We start from the raw sequence: 16,297 nt of genomic DNA on the forward strand, positions 1-16,297 counted from the left end.
TCGTCATATAGGGCCGCACGAAAAATCGGGTGTGGCCCTAACGATCCGGAGTATCACAATGAGCATTGATCTTTCTTCCATGTCGCGCAGCGAACTTGTTGAGCTGAAATCTCAAATTGATGTGGCAATTAAATCGGCAGAAATCCGCGAACGTCAGGAAGCCCTGAAAGCCGCCGAAGCCGCTGCTGCCAAATACGGTTTTGCTCTGGAAGAGATTACCGGTGGCAACCAACGTGGCGGCGGTAAAAAACAAAAAGCGGCCGCCAAATACCGCAATCCGAACAATCCCGAAGAAACCTGGAGCGGCCGTGGCCGTAAACCGCACTGGGTGCATGCTGCCCTGACCGCCGGAATGGATATCTCGGATCTGGAAATCTGATCCTGACCGGACTGGAGAAACGCAGTGACAATCCATATTGGCGCCAAAAATGGCGAGATTGCCGAAACGGTTCTGATGCCCGGCGATCCTTATCGCGCGAAATGGGCGGCAGAAACCTTTTTACAGGACGCCCGTCTGGTAAATGACGTCCGGGGCATGCTGGGATTTACCGGCAGCTGGAACGGCAATCCGGTGACAATTCAGGGGAGCGGCATGGGAATGCCATCGCTTTCCATTTACGCAAATGAGCTGATCCGGGATTTTGGCGCCAAAACCCTGATCCGTATCGGCTCCTGCGGTGGCATGCAGAAAACGGTTGGACTGAGAGATGTCATCCTCGCGATGACGGCCACCACTGCCGGATCCCCCTCGGACACGATCTTCAAAGAGGTCAATTTCGCCCCTTGCGCTGACTGGTCGCTGCTGCAGGCCGCTGCGCGGGCCGCCGAGGCGCGTGATGTCACCACCCACGTGGGCGGGATTTATTCTTCGGATACCTTCTATGACGAACGGCCCGATCTCAATGAACAGATGGTGCGTCACGGCATTCTGGGCGTCGAGATGGAAGCCGCCGAGCTCTACACCCTCGCGGCCCGCTATGGTTGCCGGGCGCTGGCGGTACTGACGGTGTCGGACCATCTGCAAACCGGCGAAGCGCTGCCGTCGGATCAGCGCGAGCGCAGCTTTGGCGATATGGTTGAAATCGCGCTGGAAGCCGCCTTCGCCTGAGACCGGCGCGATCACAATCTCTCCGGAACATAAGAAAGGCAGCGGATCGCCTCCGCTGCCTTTTTTCATGCGCGTGCGTCAGGCGATGGCGCAGCGCGCGGCACGCGCGCTGCCGGGCCCAAGGCTTTTGCGGCCCCCGGCAGGGGGCTGCAAAGAGACGCGGGAGAGCCCGCTTTAGCGGCCGTGACTGCGGTCGTAGCCATTCACCGGCGGGCTGCTCCATCCCTCCAACGCGCCCGCAGCGGGGGCAAAGACCTCTACCAGCAGCGGATGGCACGCAGCGGTATCGCTGGAATGCTCGGAGGAGCAATCCCCGCCGGGGCAGGCGCTGAGCGCCCCCAGCAGGTCTATCTCGGCAAAGAACTCCAGATAATCGCCGGGGCGCACCGGGCTGGCCTTCATGAAATACTGCCCGGTGTCGCGGGTGAAGCCGGTGCACATGAAAACGTTCAGCACGTCATGCACATGCGGTTCCGCCTCCACAAGGCTCACGCCCAAATGATCGGCCAGCGCCCGGGTCAGGTTGGAGTGGCAGCAATGGTGGTACTGGCTGCCCGCCAGCAGATTGCCGGTATAGGGATCACAGCGGGTGCCGATCACATCGTGCACCGATCCGCCATAGGCATCCATGCCGTACCACTCCAGCGTATCCTCGGTGATGGTGGCCATTGGGCGCAGATACGGGAAACTGGTCCACATGCGCTCCCCGCTGGTCAGGTGGGTGCCATGCAGGGCGCGGCTCTTGCCAGAATAGAAACGCTCGGACAGGTCATTGCGGTTCCATAGGTTGAGATCCCCCACCTGCGGCCCCTCGACCGAGGAGATGCGGAAGAAATGCCCGGCGGGCACTTCGAAACAAGCGGCATCGCGGGCCGGAACCAGCACCTCGCCGGTCTTCTCCGCGCCCTCGCGCGCCGCCCGGTAGAGCGGTAGATCCGGCACCGGCAGTGTTTCATTGGGATAGCAGATGACCGGTTTGACGGCCTTGCGGGCCTCGGCGTCTGCCGGGGCGGGATGATGGGTATGGGTCATGGTCGCAAGGGCTCCTCGTGTCTGGGCACCGTGTCTCCTCTTCCATTGCGCGCAGGACAGGCCTCGCCCGTGGTGGGGGCAAAGCCCCCGCCTTGGGGGCGGGCGGGGGCTGTCCGGCCTATGGCCGAACAAGCGGTCGATCTGCGACGATGGGCGCGGTGTCCGGTTGTCGTTCTCTGCATTCAAAAAACCAAAGGCGCCCGGGTACAAGCCCCGAACGCCCTTGCGACCTTCAAATTTCCCTGATCATGGCCCGCGCCGGGGTCAGATCACCACCACATCCAGCGGCGGGAAGCCATTGAACCCGACCGAGGCATAGGTCGAGGTATAGGCACCACAAGCATGGATCACCACGCGATCCCCAGCCTTGAGGCCAAGCGGCAACTGGTAGGGCTGCTTTTCATAAAGCACATCCGCGCTGTCGCAGGAGGGCCCCGCCAGAACGCAAGGCCCAGTGCTCTCATGATCGCGGTCAGAGGTGATGCGATAGCGGATCGCCTCGTCCATGGTTTCCGCCAGCCCCGAGAACTTGCCGATATCCAGATAAACCCAGCGGTGCAGATCTTCGTCGTGTTTTTTCGACACCAGCAGCACCTCGGCCACGATGGCGCCTGCCTCGGCCACCAGACCGCGGCCCGGCTCGGCCATCACCTCGGACGCATCGGGGAAACGTGCATCAACCTGCGCCATCACCGCGCGGGCATAGTCACTCGGCCCCATCACGGTATTGACGTAAGACGCCGGAAAACCGCCACCGATGTTCAGAAGGCGCATGGAATGGCCTGCATCTTTTGCAGCCTGCCAGACAACGTGGACTTGATCCAGCGTCGCCCCCCACATCATCGGGTCACGTGTCTGCGAGCCGACATGGAAGGACAGACCATCGGCCACGAGGCCCAGCGTGCGCGCACGATCCATCAGCGCCAGCGCCATATCCGGGGTGCAGCCGAACTTGCGGCTGAGCGGCCAGTCGGCACCGGTGGCATCGACCAGCAGACGCACACAGACGTGGGCGCCGGGGGCGTGTTCGGCCAGTTTCTCCAGCTCCTCCACCGCATCGACAGCGAAATGACGGATGCCAATGCCATGGGCAAAGGCGATGTCAGCCGGGCGTTTGATGGTGTTACCGAATGTGATCTGATGCGGCGCGGCACCGGCGGCCAGGCACATCTCGATCTCGGCGCGGCTGGCCGCATCGAAGTTGGAACCCGAGCGCACGAGGCGGCGCAGCAGGGCAGCTTCGGGGTTAGCCTTGACCGCATAGTGGATGCGGGCGCGGCCCAGACCATTTGCCAGCGCCTGATACTGGCGCGACACTGCGGCGCCGTCGATCACAAGGGTCGGACGTGCGAAAGCGGTGTTCGCGATATACTCGATGTGGCGTGCTGTAGGTACGACTTCACATTCGCGGGCGATTTGCCCGGTGACGTTTGCGTTCATGGTCATCTCCAAAAGACCCGGCCATCTATGACCGCTCACTTCAATCAGAGACGTTACCGTCGCTACGTAACCCTAGGGCTTTGAGCCCTTTCGACAGAGGCGCGTGCGTTGGCGTCTTAAGCGCGCATATCGGGCAAACCTTTGAGTCGTTCAAGTGGTTTTCTGCACGAGGCTGCGGATTTTTTCAGCGCCCCGATAGCTGCACTGAATCGGCAACGCCCAGCCCTACCCTAGGGGTGCAACCCTCGCGTCAGAAACACGCCATCTGCCGCGTGTCCCGCGCCGCGCATCGCACGGCGCTACGCCCAAGGGCGAAAGGCAGCCTCTGGCTGCCGTGTCGTGCGCGGGAGATCCCCCGGCGCCCCGATCAGCGCCCTCCCCTGCCCTGTCTTGCCGGGTTCAGGCATTGGCGCGGCGCCGCATCACCCGGCTGCACCGCACCGCAGAAGGTGCAGCGCCACTGGCCCTTGCTGCGCTCGGCACGCCAGCGGCAGTTGCGGGTCAGCGAAGACGTGGTATGGCGCCAAATGAAATAGGCAAAGACACCGGCGAGAAGGATCAGCAGAAGAATGGGCATACGCGCTGTCTAGCGCCCTCCTGCAAGCCTATCAATCCGGCCTCAGCCAAGGTGCCCGGGTCAGGCTGCCTCGTAGTAAGGCGCGTAGGCGGCAAACGGCTGCTCTTCACGCCGCTGCGGCAGGGCAGCGGGGGTGAAATAGGCCCATGCCTGCTCCAGATCCTTGAGCGCTGCGGCGGCTTTGTCTTCGATGAGTTTGGCGGTCTGTGCGACGGTATTTTCCATGGAAACATGTCCTTGTGTTCAGGCTGCTTCCTCCCTTGGCCAGAACATATGCAAGGAACGCAGGCGTGAGCAGGTCGCTTTTGAGCAAAGTCGCCATGCAGAAATGGCAAACCTTTGACCCAAGAAGACCTGGCGCAGCGGCAGCTCTGCCGCCCCACAAACGGGCCATCGCTGAACAGCCCGCACATCATCCGATCAGCAGATGCCCGGCCAGCCCCAGCGCAAAGCCTGCCACGGCCCCCAGCGACGGCGCCGAACTGCCCGCCTCATGCACTTTCGGAGCAATGTCCTGAAACAGAAGATACAGGATCCCGCCCGAGGCAAAGACCATGATCACGTCCAGGATATGCGACTGCTGTTCCAGCCAGATCAGCCCCACTGCGGCACAAAGCGGGCCAAGGGCTGCCAGGCCGACAAACAGTAGCAGCACGTGCCAGGCTGGACTGTCGCAACGCCAGATATCGCGGAATGCGGCAAAGCCTTCGGGCACGTTCTGCAAAAAGATCATCAGCGCCAGCAACAGCGCGGTGCCGTCCTCCGCACTCAGCATGGCGCCAAGGGCCAGCGCCTCAGGCAGGAAATCCAGCAGCATGGCAAACAGCAGCGCCAGGCTGCCCTGCCCCCGGGACATGCCCTTGTCGATCCAGTAGAACGCGAGCCCGCCTGCCCCCAGCCAGAACAGGGCCTCCATCGGCGTCAGCATTCTTGTTCCCTCGGGGATAAGCACCAGCGCTACCGCGCTCAGCAGGGCGCCACCGCCAAAGGAGGTAACCCAGGACAGCACCGCTTTGTGAAGCTCTGCATCGCGGATGTTCTCGATCCACGCCAGCACACCACCAATCGGCAGCGCCAAGCCGGCAAAACCAGCCAGAACAAGGGCAGAGATGAAAGGATCCATGCCGGTGACTTAGACAGGTTTGGCAAAGCGCGGCAAGGAGGAGCGGCGCCCCCAGCCCAAAAGAAACCGCCGCGACGAGGGACTCGTCGCGGCGGATCAGATTTCAAAACCGTTATTGGGATCAGACGGCGCGTTCGACCATCATCTGCTTGATATGAGCAATCGCCTTGGCGGGGTTCAGGCCCTTCGGGCAGGTCTTGGCGCAGTTCATGATGCTGTGGCAGCGATAAAGCTTGAACGGATCTTCCAGCTGATCCAGACGCTCGCCGGTGGCTTCATCGCGGCTGTCGATGATCCAGCGGTAGGCGTGCAGCAGCGCGGCTGGGCCGAGGTAGCGGTCGCCGTTCCACCAGTAGCTCGGGCAGGAGGTGGAGCAGGAGGCGCACATCACGCATTCATACAGACCGTCGAGCTTCTTGCGGTCCTCGATGGACTGTTTCCACTCTTTCGCCGGGCGGTTGGTCTTGGTTTCCAGCCAGGGCATGATCGAGGCATGCTGCGCGTAGAAATGCGTCAGGTCGGGGATCAGGTCCTTCACCACCGGCATATGCGGCAGCGGGTAGATCTTCACGTCGCCCTTCACCTCATCCAGGCCATAGATACAGGCCAGGGTGTTGATCCCGTCGATGTTCATCGCGCAGGAGCCACAGATGCCTTCGCGGCAGGAGCGGCGGAAGGTCAGCGTCGGATCGATCTCGTTCTTGATCTTGATCAGCGCGTCCAGAACCATGGGACCGCATTTGTCCATGTCCAGGAAATAGGTATCGACCTGCGGGTTCTTGCCGTCATCCGGGTTCCAGCGATAGATCTGGAACTTTCGGACATTGGTTGCGCCTTCAGGCTTGGGCCACGTCTTACCCGTGGTGATCTTGGAGTTTTTCGGAAGTGCGAATTCGACCATAGATCTGTCTCCTTGCTTAGCCGCCCATCGTCAGGGACCAAAGCGGTGCCTGCAGACAGGAGATCGGATGAACCGGCGCGGGGCGACCCTGCCGGAAAGCGAGTGTTGCGCCCAAAAGGGCGTCAGCGTTGTTATCTGCGGGGGCCATCATGCCAGCCCTCCGTTTGCCATCGGTGCCTTGGCCGCGATGCCGGACAGCACGGCAGCATCTGCGGGGAACAGGCGCGACAGCCGGTCGGTGAGCGCGGTATCGCGCGCCGCAAGGTGCAGCACCGCCTGATATTCCGCATCCCCGGCCATCTGGCGCCAGCGTTGATCGGTTTGCAGGTCTTCGGCGCTCTGCGCCTCTTTCTGGAAAGAGGAGCCACCGCCATAGCGCTGCACGGTGCCAAGGGTATTGTCGCGCGTCTCAAGACCCAGCTCTCCCAGCAACGCGGCGCGATAGGCCGCGTCACCGCACCAGCGATCATAAGAGATACAGCTGATCGCCAGATCGCGGGCCTGTTCGACCAGTCCCAGCAGCCCGGTATAGGTGTCCATGGCGCGCAGCAGGATCGCGTTGCGCCGCACCAGGCTGTAACCGGAATTGCCCTGCATCTTTTTCAAAAGCGAGGCGGACCAGTTGAGGAAACTGCGATAGATCACCACGTTGCGGGTCAAGAGCCCCTCATCAAAGGGACCAGAGACCTGCCGCTCACCAGTGAATTCTGCCGGAGAGGTATCCTCGTAGGACATCACCAGAAGCGCGCCATTGCCTGCCGTGCCCGCAACCGAAGCCATATCACGCAGCGCCTTGTGCTGGGGCGCGTGGGCACCATCCACTTCGATCCCGCGAAAGGACCGGAACGGATCGCTGCCCGGCTTGCAATTGTTAAGGAACACCGACCGTCCGCCCGGCGCATTGCGTTGCATCCACCCCACGATGGCGTGGTTGCCCGAGCGGCGCATGCCGAACAGGCGCAGGGCAACGCCGGGGATAATCCCCAACTGCTGCCATGCAAAGTCCTGTTGGGATGCGACAGAGGCCATCAGATGCCCCCCGCATTGTCACAGGCCCGCATAGCCCCGCATGCAGGCAGGCGCCCCCCCGGAAGGGGACGCGCTGCATGATGCAAGGGATATGCGGCCAGACGCATGGGTGTTCTACCTCAGAAGGTCCGCGCTTTGGGCGCGATCCGTTTGAGGCTGATGCCGCCCTCTGCTTCGGTGCTGAGCGGATCCACGACCACCGGACGATAGCTGAGGTCGACCGAATTGCCCTCGACGCGGGCAACCGAGTGGACGCGCCAGTTTTCGTCGTCACGGGTGGTGAAGTCCTCATGCGCGTGGGCGCCGCGGCTTTCCTTGCGGGCCTCTGCGCCAACAATGGTGGCCAGCGCGTTCGGCATCAGGTTGGTCAGCTCCAGCGTCTCCATCAGGTCAGAGTTCCAGACCAGCGAGCGGTCGGTGACCTTAAGGTCGCCCAGTTTCGCCGCGATGGCAGTCATCTTCTCAACGCCTTCGGCCATGGTTTCCGAGGTGCGGAAGACCGCCGCGTCGGATTGCATGGTGCGCTGCATTTCCAGACGCAGATCCGCGGTCGGGATGCCGCCATTTGCGTTGCGCAGCCCGTCGAACCGGTCGAAGGCCTTGTCGATCTGCGACTGGTTCAGCTCCGGGTTCGGCGCGTCTGCATCCACCACCTTACCGGCGCGGATCGCAGCGGCGCGGCCGAACACGACGAGGTCGATCAGCGAGTTGGAGCCAAGACGGTTGGCACCGTGCACCGAGGCGCAGCCCGCTTCGCCCACGGCCATCAGACCCGGCACCACGGCGGTGGGATCTTCGGCGGTGGGGTTCAGCACTTCACCCCAGTAGTTGGTCGGAATGCCGCCCATGTTGTAGTGCACCGTCGGCAGAACCGGGATCGGCTCCTTGGTGACATCGACACCGGCAAAGATCTTGGCGCTTTCCGAGATGCCCGGCAGACGTTCGGCCAGGGCCTCGGGCGGCAGGTGCGACAGGTTCAGGTGAATGTGATCACCATGTTCGCCCACACCGCGGCCTTCGCGGATCTCCATGGTCATGGAGCGGGAGACATAGTCGCGCGGGGCAAGGTCCTTGTACTGGGGCGCGTAACGCTCCATGAACCGTTCGCCTTCGGAGTTGGTGAGATAGCCACCTTCGCCGCGCGCGCCTTCGGTGATCAGGCAGCCGGAGCCATAGATGCCGGTCGGGTGGAACTGCACGAATTCCATGTCCTGCAGCGGCAGACCCGCACGGGCCACCATGCCGCCACCGTCGCCGGTGCAGGTGTGGGCCGAGGTGGCGCTGAAATAGGCGCGGCCATAACCACCAGTGGCCAGAACGACCATCTTGGCGTTGAAGACATGCATGGTGCCGTCGTCGAGTTTCCAGCAGACAACGCCCTGGCACTGCCCGTCTTCGGACATGATCAGGTCGATGGCGAAATACTCGATGTAGAACTCAGCGTTGTTCTTGAGGCTCTGACCATAAAGCGTGTGCAGGATGGCGTGACCGGTCCGGTCAGCCGCGGCACAGGTCCGCTGCACGGCGGGGCCTTCACCGAATTCGGTGGTGTGGCCACCGAACGGACGCTGGTAGATCTTGCCTTCTTCGGTACGCGAAAACGGCACGCCATAGTGTTCCAGCTCGTAAACCGCCTTGGGCGCTTCACGGGCGAGGTATTCCATCGCGTCGGTGTCACCCAGCCAGTCCGAGCCTTTGACGGTGTCATACATGTGCCACTGCCAGTGGTCCGGGCCCATGTTCGACAGGGAGGCGGCGATACCGCCCTGCGCCGCAACCGTGTGGGAGCGGGTCGGGAAAACCTTGGTCACACAGGCCGTGCGCAGACCCTGTTCGGCCATGCCGAGGGTCGCGCGCAGACCGGCGCCGCCGGCACCCACCACGACCACGTCATAGTCATGTGTTTCGTATTCGTAAGCAGCCATTGGGAACCTCGGGGATTAAAGGGCCAGACGGACGAGGGCGTAAACCCCGGTCACGGCGACGGCGTAGGACAGGCAGGTCATCAGGATGATCGCTAGGCGGCCCTTGAAGCCGTGGACGTAATCCTCAAGCATGATCTGCGCACCCGATTTGAAGTGCATCATGCCGACCCAGATGGTCAGCGCGGCGATGATCGCCGGGAAGGGACGCGCGTAATAGGCGGTGATCTCTTCGTAGGATCCGCCCAGCGCGCAGCCGAAGGTGAAGATGAACAGCGGCACCAGGATCAGCAGCGCGACCGAGCTGACCTGCATCGACCAATGATGCTCGGTTCCGGATTTCGCGGCGCCCATGCCAATGGCGCGCTTGCGGTCTGTAAGATATCGCATAGCTTTCTCTCTCCCTTGGCGTCAGACGATGATCAGGGTGATGGCGGTCAGGACAACCGACCCGATGACGACAACCCAGCCCAGTTTCTGCGCGGGTTCCAGATCCATCATCTTGCCGTTGTCCCAGAGCAGGTGACGCACACCGGCCAGCAGGTGATACCACATGCCCAGGACCGACAGGCTGAGGACCAGATCGCCGAACCAGCTGGTCAGCACTCCGTTGGCGATTGCGAAATATTCAGCAGAGGTCGCCGCAGCGAGGAACCACCAGACAACCAGCAATGCGGTCACGATCAGGGCGTTGCCTGTGATCCGCGTGAGGATCGAGGTGACAGAGGTGATCTGCGGGCGGTAAATCGACAGATGCGGCGAAAGCGGGCGATTGCCCCGATTTACATCGGCCATGTTGGCTCCTTTCCGGTTAGCTGCTCACGTTTTAGCGGATTTTTGCGCGCTGTCACGCAAACGAGTGGTAAAAATCGGGTCATATTTGTACTGCATCGCAGAAAAGCCGGATTTTGTGATCACGCGGGTCAGATAAGTGATCACAAATCTTGGTTTCCCAAAAATTGCGCAGAATCACGGCTGCGGCGCTTCGGCTCCGCCTGGCCGACGATATATCCGTATTTCGATGTCAGAAGTGTAGTGCCCCCGCACCGTCCCGGGCAACAGCCGGGTCGCAAGCGGGGGCGGGTCTTTTGAGCTTACTTGGGCATCAGCGCCCAGTAGTCGAGATCCAGCAGGACCTCGGGCAGGTATTTGCCGTCTTCGCCCTTCAGCGCGAAGGGGGCGCCGCCGCTGGTGGCGACCAGGCGCAGGCGGATGGCACCGACGCCGGGGGCTTCGGTATCGGCCTTGTCCAGTACCTCGGACCAAGCGCGGATGGTGGTGCCGGACAGGCAGGGGTTCGCATGCGCACCGCCGTTGAGCCCGACGATCATCTGCGCATTGGCCAACCCGTTGAAGGACAGCGCCCGCGCCATGGAGATCACGTGACCGCCATAGATCAGCCGAGTACCATCGGGCCGCGCGGTGGCGTCGAAATGCACCTTGGCGGTGTTCTGCCACAGACGGGTGGCCAGCATATGCTCGGCCTCTTCGACTGTCACACCATCGACGTGGTCGATGGTCTCGCCCACCTCGTAATCGCCCCAGCGATGCGCCTCACCGGCAAGGGTGAAGTCATAGGTGCTGAAATCAAGCCCACCGGGGATCTTCAGATCCGAGGCCGGGATCACCTTGCTCAGCTCGGGGATCACGGTTTCGGGCGCGGGCGCATCAAGGTCCTTCTTACGCACCATCACCCAGCGCACGTATTCCATCACGACATCGTCGTTCTGGTTCAGCCCGCGGGTCCGCACGTAGACCACGCCCGATTTGCCGTTGGAGTTCTGCTTGACCCCGATCACCTCGGATTCCGAGCGCAGGGTATCGCCCTCGTAAACAGGCAGCAGCCAGCGGCCCTCAGCATAGCCCAGGTTCGCCACGGCATTGAGCGAGATATCCGGCACCGTCTTGCCGAATACGATGTGGAAGGCCGCCAGATCATCCAGCGGCGCTGCAGGCAGACCACAGCCGCGCGCAAATTCATCCGAGGAATAGAGCGCATGACGCGCCGGATAGAGCGCGTGATACAGCGCCCTTTCGCCCCCCGAAACGGTGCGCGGCACCGCGTGGGCGATCACATCCCCCACCTTGTAGTCTTCGAAAAAGCGCCCCGGATTGGTTTTCGCAGCTGTGGTCTTCGCCATCAGTGCTCTCCTAGTTTTGTGTCAGGTGTGTAGGTGCCCTCCACCTCTTTCACCACGGATTGGCCGCAACGCATGATGCCTTTGACCGGGTCAAAGGTCTGGGTGGGACTGCCATACAGCTCCCATCCCTTGTTCAGCGCATCGGTCACCTTGTGACAAAAGGCAGAAGTGTCGTCTTCGCTCAGAAAGCGGTAAAGTTTCATGGCTCAGTTATCCCGGAAATGGTGTGGGGCCGATCAGCCCGTGAATATAGCCGATCACCGCGAGCAGCACGATCGAGGCGACAAAGAACATGCCATCCTTGGCGATGCTGCCCTTGGGGCCGGGCGTCCATTGCGGCTCTGCACGGTTGATCAGCATCATCTGCACCGGCACATAAAGCAGCATACCGCCAAACAGCACGATCGAGGCGAGATCGCCATTGACCAGAAGGTGCGCAATCGCCCAAAGCGCGAAACCCGTCAGCATCGGATGCCGCATACCGGACAGCAGCGCGCCCTTTTTCGGGGCCGGAGACATCATATAGATGGCGATCAGCACCAGCAGGTTATTGATATGCACCATGAAGGACGGCGGCGCCCAGACGTAGATGAAATCTGTAGCGCGATAGCCGATGACCATCAGGACAATGCCCGCCACGATGGCCAATGCGGTGATCCCCTTGCCTTTGTCGCCAAGGGAGGCGCGCGCGTCGGGGGCGAGGCGTTTGAACATATGCCCGCCCCACCAAAGCAGGATGCCCAGGACCAGAAGTGCCATATCAGTCTCCGATTTAGGTGTTAAACTGATTCACACCTAGGCCGAAATGGCTGCGATTGCATCCGCTTTTGCAAGAATCTCCCGCGCCGTCGCCACGTGCAGGTTCTCGACGATCTTGCCATCAACCACGGCTACGCCCTGCCCCGAGGCTTCGACCTCTTCAAAGGCGGCAATCTGGCGGCGGGCCAGATCAATCTCGGCCTCACACGGGGCAAAGGCGGTGTTGGTCACATCAACCTGCGCCGGGTGGATCAGCGTCTTGCCGTCGAACCCCATGTCGCGGCCCTGATCGCATTCAACTTTCAGCCCCTCATCATCCTTGAAGGCATTGTAGACGCCATCGACGATGATCTTACCTTCGGCCTTGGCCGCGAGCAGGCACAGGCCCAGCCCGGCCATCATCGGCAGGCGGTCGGCGCGGAAACGGGTCTGCAACTCCTTGGCCAGATCGTTGGTGCCCATCACCATGCCCTGCAATTTGGGATGCGCTGCGATCTCCGCCGCATTCAGCATGCCGCGCGGGGTTTCCATCATTGCCCAGAGCGGCTTGTCACCGGTGATTTCGGCCAGCGCGTCCAGATCGCCGGGAGAGGAAACCTTCGGCAGCAGGATCGCATCGCAATCCATCTTTGCCGCCGCCTCGGCATCGGCGCGGCCCCACTGGGTGTCCAGCCCGTTGATCCGCACGATCCGCACCCGGGCGCCATACCCCCCTTCGGCCAGCGCGGCAGCCAGCGTGTCGCGGGCGTTTTCCTTTTCCTCGACCGAAACCGCGTCCTCGAGGTCAAAGATCACCGCATCAACCGGCAGGTTGCGGGCCTTGTCCAGCGCGCGCGGCTTTGAGCCGGGGATATACAGAACCGAACGATAAGGGCGGGTGCGCGGGTCCATCTGATCTCTCCAAGTTATTTTGTTGCGCAAACCGGTACAGATTCGGCCAGATACTTTCAAGAAAAATCCTGCCGCAGTGCAGAAAGCACAAAATCCGCGCAACAAAGTCCTTGAATTTCCAACCGAATCGTGAGCGCGCACAGGGTTAACCTGTTATCAGCACCTTCTTGGCACAGTTTACCTATCGCGCAGGTGATCACGGCCAGCCCATTTCAGTCCGACTGTGATCCGCCCGCACGGGGCCGGAATGGCCTGCATTGAACCTGCTGACCCGGCGGTCCGCAGCACTCCCCTGGGCCAAAGGCCCGCATAACGATTACGTCACTCACACACCGGCCCACACATGGGACTTCGGAAGAGCGCAGGTTGCTGTCTCTTTCCCTGTCAGGCCGTTCGGGAAAGGGTAAAACCCATGAAGAAGACGATGTTCAAAACAACCGCAGGTCTGGCCATCCTGGTGCTGACCGCAACGCAATCCTTCGCCCAGGGCCGCAACTGCGCCCCACGCGAGGTCGTCGTCGGACGACTGGCCGAGAAATACGGCGAAAGCCGCCAAAGCATCGGCATTGGCGGTCAGGGCGTGGTGATGGAGACCTTTGCCTCGACCGAATCCGGCACCTGGACCATCACCGTGACGATGCCCAATGGCATGACCTGCCTGATGGCCTCGGGCCAATCCTACGAGGCGCTGGCCGAAGCCCTGCCCAACGCAGACAACGACGCCTGATACGGCCTGCTGACACGGGCCGGGATGCGCAGGGCGTAGCCCTCAGGTCAGCCCGTCCCAGATCAGTTTGACGCCCGTCACCGTCAGCAGGACATAGGCCAGGGCAAAGAATACCCTTTCGGGAATGCTGTGGTGCAGCCGCACCCCCGCCCATGTCCCGAATAGGGCAAAGGGCGCCAGCATCAGATCCAGTTTCAGCGTCTCGGCGCTGAACAGGCCCAGCCCGGCATAGGGCACGGCCTTGGCGATGTTCAGCACCCAGAAGACCAGCACCGTGGTTGCCTGATATTCGGTTTTCGTGGGGCGGCGGCTCAGCAGATAGACCGCGGCGGGCGGCCCGCCCGCGTGGCTGACGAAGCTGGTGAAGCCCGCAACGCCCCCGGCCAGAACCCCGCTCCAGCCGGGCAGATCGCGCTGCGCCTGCATGGCCAGCCCGATGCGGCCGCGCAATTGCCAGATCACAAAGGCAATCGACAGCCCCCCGATCAACAGCCGCATGGTATCGGCCTCGATTGCGGAGAACAGCCAGGCCCCCAGCGCCACCCCCGGCAACCCGCCCGCGATCAGCAACAGACCATCGCGCCCATTCCAGCGCCGCCAATAGGGTCTGAGAGACGCCACATCGATCAGCATCAACAGCGGCAGCATCAGCGCAAGCGCCTGACCCGGCTCGACAATCAGCGCAAGAATCGAAGCTCCGGCAAAGGCCGCGCCCGAGCCAAAGCCGCCCTTGGACACCCCGGCAAAGACCACGGCAGGCACCGCAACGGCGAAAAACATCGGGCTGACATCCACCATCGGCACGCAGCAGAACTCCTTTATTTCAAAATCATTTAGCCCGCCTATCCACTGGCCCGCAAGCCGCGCAAACCCCACGCCGCAGCGCAGAAGGCTTGCGTGGCGGCGCGTTAGGGCTTAGGCATCGCTGCAAATTCAACCGGACCGGAGAGACATCCCCATGGCACGACCCAAAATCGCCCTTATCGGCGCAGGTCAGATCGGTGGCACCCTTGCCCATCTCGCAGCTCTGAAAGAACTCGGCGACGTCGTTCTTTTCGATATTGCCGAAGGCACCCCGGAAGGCAAAGCGCTGGATATCGCAGAATCCGGTCCCTCCGAAGGCTTTGACGCCTCGCTGAAGGGCACCCAAAGCTATGCCGATATCGCGGGCGCAGACGTCTGCATCGTCACCGCCGGCGTGCCGCGCAAGCCGGGCATGAGCCGCGATGACCTGCTGGGTATCAACCTGAAAGTCATGAAATCCGTTGGCGAAGGCATCCGCGACAACGCGCCCGACGCCTTTGTGATCTGCATCACCAACCCGCTGGACGCGATGGTCTGGGCTCTGCGCGAATTCTCGGGCCTGCCCCACGAGAAAGTCTGCGGCATGGCCGGCGTTCTGGACTCCGCCCGCTTCCGCCACTTCCTGGCCGAAGAATTCAAGGTCTCCATGAAAGACGTCACCGCCTTTGTTCTGGGCGGCCACGGCGACACCATGGTTCCGCTGACCCGCTACTCCACCGTTGCCGGTATCCCGCTGCCCGACCTGGTGCAGATGGGCTGGACCACACAAGAGAAGATGGACGCCATCGTGCAGCGTACCCGTGATGGCGGCGCCGAAATCGTTGGCCTGCTGAAAACCGGCTCCGCCTTCTACGCACCGGCGACCTCGGCAATCGAAATGGCCGAAGCCTACCTGAAAGACCAGAAGCGCGTTCTGCCCTGCGCCGCCTATGTGGACGGTGCACTTGGTCTCAACGGCATGTACGTGGGCGTGCCCACCGTGATCGGTGCCGGCGGTGTCGAGCGCGTCATCGACATCAAGATGACCAAAGACGAGCAAGCCATGTTCGACAACTCGGTCAACGCAGTCAAAGGTCTGGTCGACGCCTGCAAAGGCATCGACGCCTCGCTGGCCTAAGACCAGCACCAAGCGATTTGGAAAAGGGTCCGGTTTTCCGGGCCCTTTTTCGTTGCGGATCAGCGGCTCACTGCTTGACCAGCGCCAGGGTGATCACCCGCTGCATCTCGGCCAGGTAGTCCTCATCAGACCAGCCGTTTTCCAGCACGCAATGGGCCCATCCATCCATGCTGAGCAGGGTGAAGTAGAGATCCGTTGCCTGTGCTTCGCTCAGATGCTCCAGCAGGTCGCCATCTGATTTCAGCGCCTTCACCGCCTCGGCGCAGCCTTCCTTCATGGCGCGGATCCTGTCCTGCCAAGCGGATTTCGCCTCTTCGTCACTCGCGCCCATCCGCATCAACGACTGTTTCAGCGGGTAGATCTCCGGAAAGAACTCCAGCATCGCCCGAGTGTAAGCCTCCAGGCGGCTGCGCCCGTCCGGCGCCGTGCGGCTGGGCGCCAGCCGCGCCTCTATATCGAGCTGATCGCCGAAATGCAGGATCGCCGAGATCAGCATCTCCGAACGATTAGAAAAATGGGCATAGACCGTTTGCCGGGTCACCCCGGCAGCCTTGGCCACATCCACCATCCGCAGGGGCGATCCCCCGGGGGCCAGAAGCAACGATAGGACGGTTTCAAGGAGTAGATTGCGGGTTTGCACGCGCTTATTTGACACGATGTAAGATTCCAGCTTGACACGATGTAAGATTATGCGCCACAAGATCACAAATCTTACACCGTGTCAAA

20 protein-coding genes are annotated in these 16,297 nt (G+C 61.9%); 4 read left to right on the plus strand and 16 right to left on the minus strand.

Annotation, left to right across the window (positions count from 1 at the left end; all coding sequences use genetic code 11):
- Positions 1-58 precede the first annotated feature (58 nt).
- Both SM764_RS01575 and deoD read left to right on the plus strand, forming a co-directional pair.
- Entirely contained in the window at positions 59-379 is a 321-nt protein-coding gene (locus SM764_RS01575; RefSeq protein ID WP_369000847.1) for an H-NS histone family protein, read from the plus strand.
- A 24-nt stretch (positions 380-403) separates the two neighbouring features.
- Positions 404-1,108: a purine-nucleoside phosphorylase gene (deoD, locus tag SM764_RS01580; protein ID WP_274827610.1), complete on the plus strand. Its 705-nt coding sequence runs from the start codon at positions 404-406 to the stop codon at positions 1,106-1,108.
- A 174-nt stretch (positions 1,109-1,282) separates the two neighbouring features.
- Here deoD and SM764_RS01585 read toward each other — a convergent pair whose 3' ends face one another.
- From SM764_RS01585 to SM764_RS01650, 14 genes are all read right to left on the minus strand, one after another.
- Positions 1,283-2,140 (minus strand): urea carboxylase-associated family protein, encoded by an 858-nt coding sequence (locus SM764_RS01585; protein WP_065272527.1) that lies wholly within the window; start codon positions 2,138-2,140, stop codon positions 1,283-1,285.
- Positions 2,141-2,404: 264 nt separating this feature from the next.
- The gene (locus SM764_RS01590) at positions 2,405-3,586 is read right to left on the minus strand and encodes a type III PLP-dependent enzyme (RefSeq protein ID WP_369000848.1); all 1,182 of its coding nucleotides are present in this window, start codon (positions 3,584-3,586) and stop codon (positions 2,405-2,407) included.
- A 361-nt stretch (positions 3,587-3,947) separates the two neighbouring features.
- Positions 3,948-4,157, minus strand: coding sequence for a hypothetical protein (locus SM764_RS01595; protein WP_274827608.1), 210 nt, complete (start codon positions 4,155-4,157; stop codon positions 3,948-3,950).
- Between the two features lie 60 nt (positions 4,158-4,217).
- Positions 4,218-4,382, minus strand: a complete 165-nt coding sequence (locus tag SM764_RS01600) for a hypothetical protein (protein WP_369000849.1) — start codon at positions 4,380-4,382, stop codon at positions 4,218-4,220.
- A gap of 187 nt (positions 4,383-4,569) precedes the next feature.
- On the minus strand, positions 4,570-5,280 hold the full coding sequence (locus SM764_RS01605; RefSeq protein WP_065272524.1) for a ZIP family metal transporter: 711 nt from the start codon (positions 5,278-5,280) through the stop codon (positions 4,570-4,572).
- A 121-nt stretch (positions 5,281-5,401) separates the two neighbouring features.
- Positions 5,402-6,181 (minus strand): succinate dehydrogenase iron-sulfur subunit, encoded by a 780-nt coding sequence (locus SM764_RS01610; protein ID WP_065272523.1) that lies wholly within the window; start codon positions 6,179-6,181, stop codon positions 5,402-5,404.
- Positions 6,182-6,328: 147 nt separating this feature from the next.
- Complete coding sequence (locus SM764_RS01615; protein ID WP_369000850.1) at positions 6,329-7,210, minus strand: hypothetical protein; 882 nt, start codon at positions 7,208-7,210, stop codon at positions 6,329-6,331.
- A 119-nt stretch (positions 7,211-7,329) separates the two neighbouring features.
- Positions 7,330-9,135: a succinate dehydrogenase flavoprotein subunit gene (gene sdhA / locus SM764_RS01620; RefSeq protein ID WP_369000851.1), complete on the minus strand. Its 1,806-nt coding sequence runs from the start codon at positions 9,133-9,135 to the stop codon at positions 7,330-7,332.
- Positions 9,136-9,150: 15 nt separating this feature from the next.
- Complete coding sequence (gene sdhD, locus SM764_RS01625) at positions 9,151-9,522, minus strand: succinate dehydrogenase, hydrophobic membrane anchor protein (RefSeq protein ID WP_065272520.1); 372 nt, start codon at positions 9,520-9,522, stop codon at positions 9,151-9,153.
- Between the two features lie 21 nt (positions 9,523-9,543).
- Positions 9,544-9,927, minus strand: a complete 384-nt coding sequence (gene sdhC, locus SM764_RS01630) for a succinate dehydrogenase, cytochrome b556 subunit (protein ID WP_065272519.1) — start codon at positions 9,925-9,927, stop codon at positions 9,544-9,546.
- Between the two features lie 299 nt (positions 9,928-10,226).
- Positions 10,227-11,273, minus strand: coding sequence for a MaoC family dehydratase (locus SM764_RS01635; protein ID WP_369000852.1), 1,047 nt, complete (start codon positions 11,271-11,273; stop codon positions 10,227-10,229).
- The gene (locus SM764_RS01640; protein WP_065272517.1) at positions 11,273-11,476 is read right to left on the minus strand and encodes a DUF1737 domain-containing protein; all 204 of its coding nucleotides are present in this window, start codon (positions 11,474-11,476) and stop codon (positions 11,273-11,275) included. Before SM764_RS01640 ends, SM764_RS01635 begins: the two co-directional genes overlap by 1 nt.
- 7 nt (positions 11,477-11,483) lie before the next feature.
- Positions 11,484-12,032, minus strand: a complete 549-nt coding sequence (locus SM764_RS01645; RefSeq protein ID WP_065272516.1) for an NnrU family protein — start codon at positions 12,030-12,032, stop codon at positions 11,484-11,486.
- A 36-nt stretch (positions 12,033-12,068) separates the two neighbouring features.
- Positions 12,069-12,923 (minus strand): HpcH/HpaI aldolase/citrate lyase family protein, encoded by an 855-nt coding sequence (locus SM764_RS01650; RefSeq protein ID WP_369000853.1) that lies wholly within the window; start codon positions 12,921-12,923, stop codon positions 12,069-12,071.
- A 412-nt stretch (positions 12,924-13,335) separates the two neighbouring features.
- On the opposite strand from SM764_RS01650, the gene SM764_RS01655 reads away from it, so the two are divergent.
- A complete protein-coding gene (locus SM764_RS01655; RefSeq protein WP_065272514.1) occupies positions 13,336-13,650 on the plus strand; it encodes a hypothetical protein in 315 nt (104 codons plus the stop codon).
- Between the two features lie 42 nt (positions 13,651-13,692).
- Here SM764_RS01655 and SM764_RS01660 read toward each other — a convergent pair whose 3' ends face one another.
- The gene (locus SM764_RS01660) at positions 13,693-14,448 is read right to left on the minus strand and encodes a sulfite exporter TauE/SafE family protein (RefSeq protein WP_368947358.1); all 756 of its coding nucleotides are present in this window, start codon (positions 14,446-14,448) and stop codon (positions 13,693-13,695) included.
- A gap of 160 nt (positions 14,449-14,608) precedes the next feature.
- Between SM764_RS01660 and mdh the strand changes: the two genes are divergently transcribed.
- Positions 14,609-15,571 (plus strand): malate dehydrogenase, encoded by a 963-nt coding sequence (gene mdh, locus SM764_RS01665; RefSeq protein WP_065272512.1) that lies wholly within the window; start codon positions 14,609-14,611, stop codon positions 15,569-15,571.
- Between the two features lie 67 nt (positions 15,572-15,638).
- Here the strand turns inward: mdh and SM764_RS01670 are convergent, their stop codons facing one another.
- The gene (locus SM764_RS01670) at positions 15,639-16,226 is read right to left on the minus strand and encodes a TetR/AcrR family transcriptional regulator (RefSeq protein WP_369000854.1); all 588 of its coding nucleotides are present in this window, start codon (positions 16,224-16,226) and stop codon (positions 15,639-15,641) included.
- Positions 16,227-16,297 lie beyond the last annotated feature (71 nt).

Source organism: Pseudophaeobacter sp. 1A16562 (assembly GCF_041008785.1).
In the GTDB taxonomy this organism is placed as follows: domain Bacteria; phylum Pseudomonadota; class Alphaproteobacteria; order Rhodobacterales; family Rhodobacteraceae; genus Phycobacter; species Phycobacter gallaeciensis_A.

What these genes read in the sequence shown, in the direction of transcription:
- SM764_RS01575 (WP_369000847.1), top strand. Translation starts at nt 59, where the DNA reads ATGAGCATTGATCTTTCTTCCATGTCGCGCAGCGAACTTGTTGAGCTG.
- SM764_RS01655 (WP_065272514.1), top strand. Translation starts at nt 13,336, where the DNA reads ATGAAGAAGACGATGTTCAAAACAACCGCAGGTCTGGCCATCCTGGTG.
- SM764_RS01640 (WP_065272517.1), bottom strand. Translation starts at nt 11,476, where the DNA reads ATGAAACTTTACCGCTTTCTGAGCGAAGACGACACTTCTGCCTTTTGT.
- sdhC (WP_065272519.1), bottom strand. Translation starts at nt 9,927, where the DNA reads ATGGCCGATGTAAATCGGGGCAATCGCCCGCTTTCGCCGCATCTGTCG.
- SM764_RS01615 (WP_369000850.1), bottom strand. Translation starts at nt 7,210, where the DNA reads ATGGCCTCTGTCGCATCCCAACAGGACTTTGCATGGCAGCAGTTGGGG.
- SM764_RS01595 (WP_274827608.1), bottom strand. Translation starts at nt 4,157, where the DNA reads ATGCCCATTCTTCTGCTGATCCTTCTCGCCGGTGTCTTTGCCTATTTC.
- SM764_RS01645 (WP_065272516.1), bottom strand. Translation starts at nt 12,032, where the DNA reads ATGGCACTTCTGGTCCTGGGCATCCTGCTTTGGTGGGGCGGGCATATG.
- SM764_RS01605 (WP_065272524.1), bottom strand. Translation starts at nt 5,280, where the DNA reads ATGGATCCTTTCATCTCTGCCCTTGTTCTGGCTGGTTTTGCCGGCTTG.
- SM764_RS01585 (WP_065272527.1), bottom strand. Translation starts at nt 2,140, where the DNA reads ATGACCCATACCCATCATCCCGCCCCGGCAGACGCCGAGGCCCGCAAG.
- SM764_RS01610 (WP_065272523.1), bottom strand. Translation starts at nt 6,181, where the DNA reads ATGGTCGAATTCGCACTTCCGAAAAACTCCAAGATCACCACGGGTAAG.
- SM764_RS01650 (WP_369000853.1), bottom strand. Translation starts at nt 12,923, where the DNA reads ATGGACCCGCGCACCCGCCCTTATCGTTCGGTTCTGTATATCCCCGGC.
- SM764_RS01660 (WP_368947358.1), bottom strand. Translation starts at nt 14,448, where the DNA reads ATGGTGGATGTCAGCCCGATGTTTTTCGCCGTTGCGGTGCCTGCCGTG.
- SM764_RS01635 (WP_369000852.1), bottom strand. Translation starts at nt 11,273, where the DNA reads ATGGCGAAGACCACAGCTGCGAAAACCAATCCGGGGCGCTTTTTCGAA.
- SM764_RS01600 (WP_369000849.1), bottom strand. Translation starts at nt 4,382, where the DNA reads ATGGAAAATACCGTCGCACAGACCGCCAAACTCATCGAAGACAAAGCC.
- mdh (WP_065272512.1), top strand. Translation starts at nt 14,609, where the DNA reads ATGGCACGACCCAAAATCGCCCTTATCGGCGCAGGTCAGATCGGTGGC.
- sdhA (WP_369000851.1), bottom strand. Translation starts at nt 9,135, where the DNA reads ATGGCTGCTTACGAATACGAAACACATGACTATGACGTGGTCGTGGTG.
- sdhD (WP_065272520.1), bottom strand. Translation starts at nt 9,522, where the DNA reads ATGCGATATCTTACAGACCGCAAGCGCGCCATTGGCATGGGCGCCGCG.
- SM764_RS01590 (WP_369000848.1), bottom strand. Translation starts at nt 3,586, where the DNA reads ATGACCATGAACGCAAACGTCACCGGGCAAATCGCCCGCGAATGTGAA.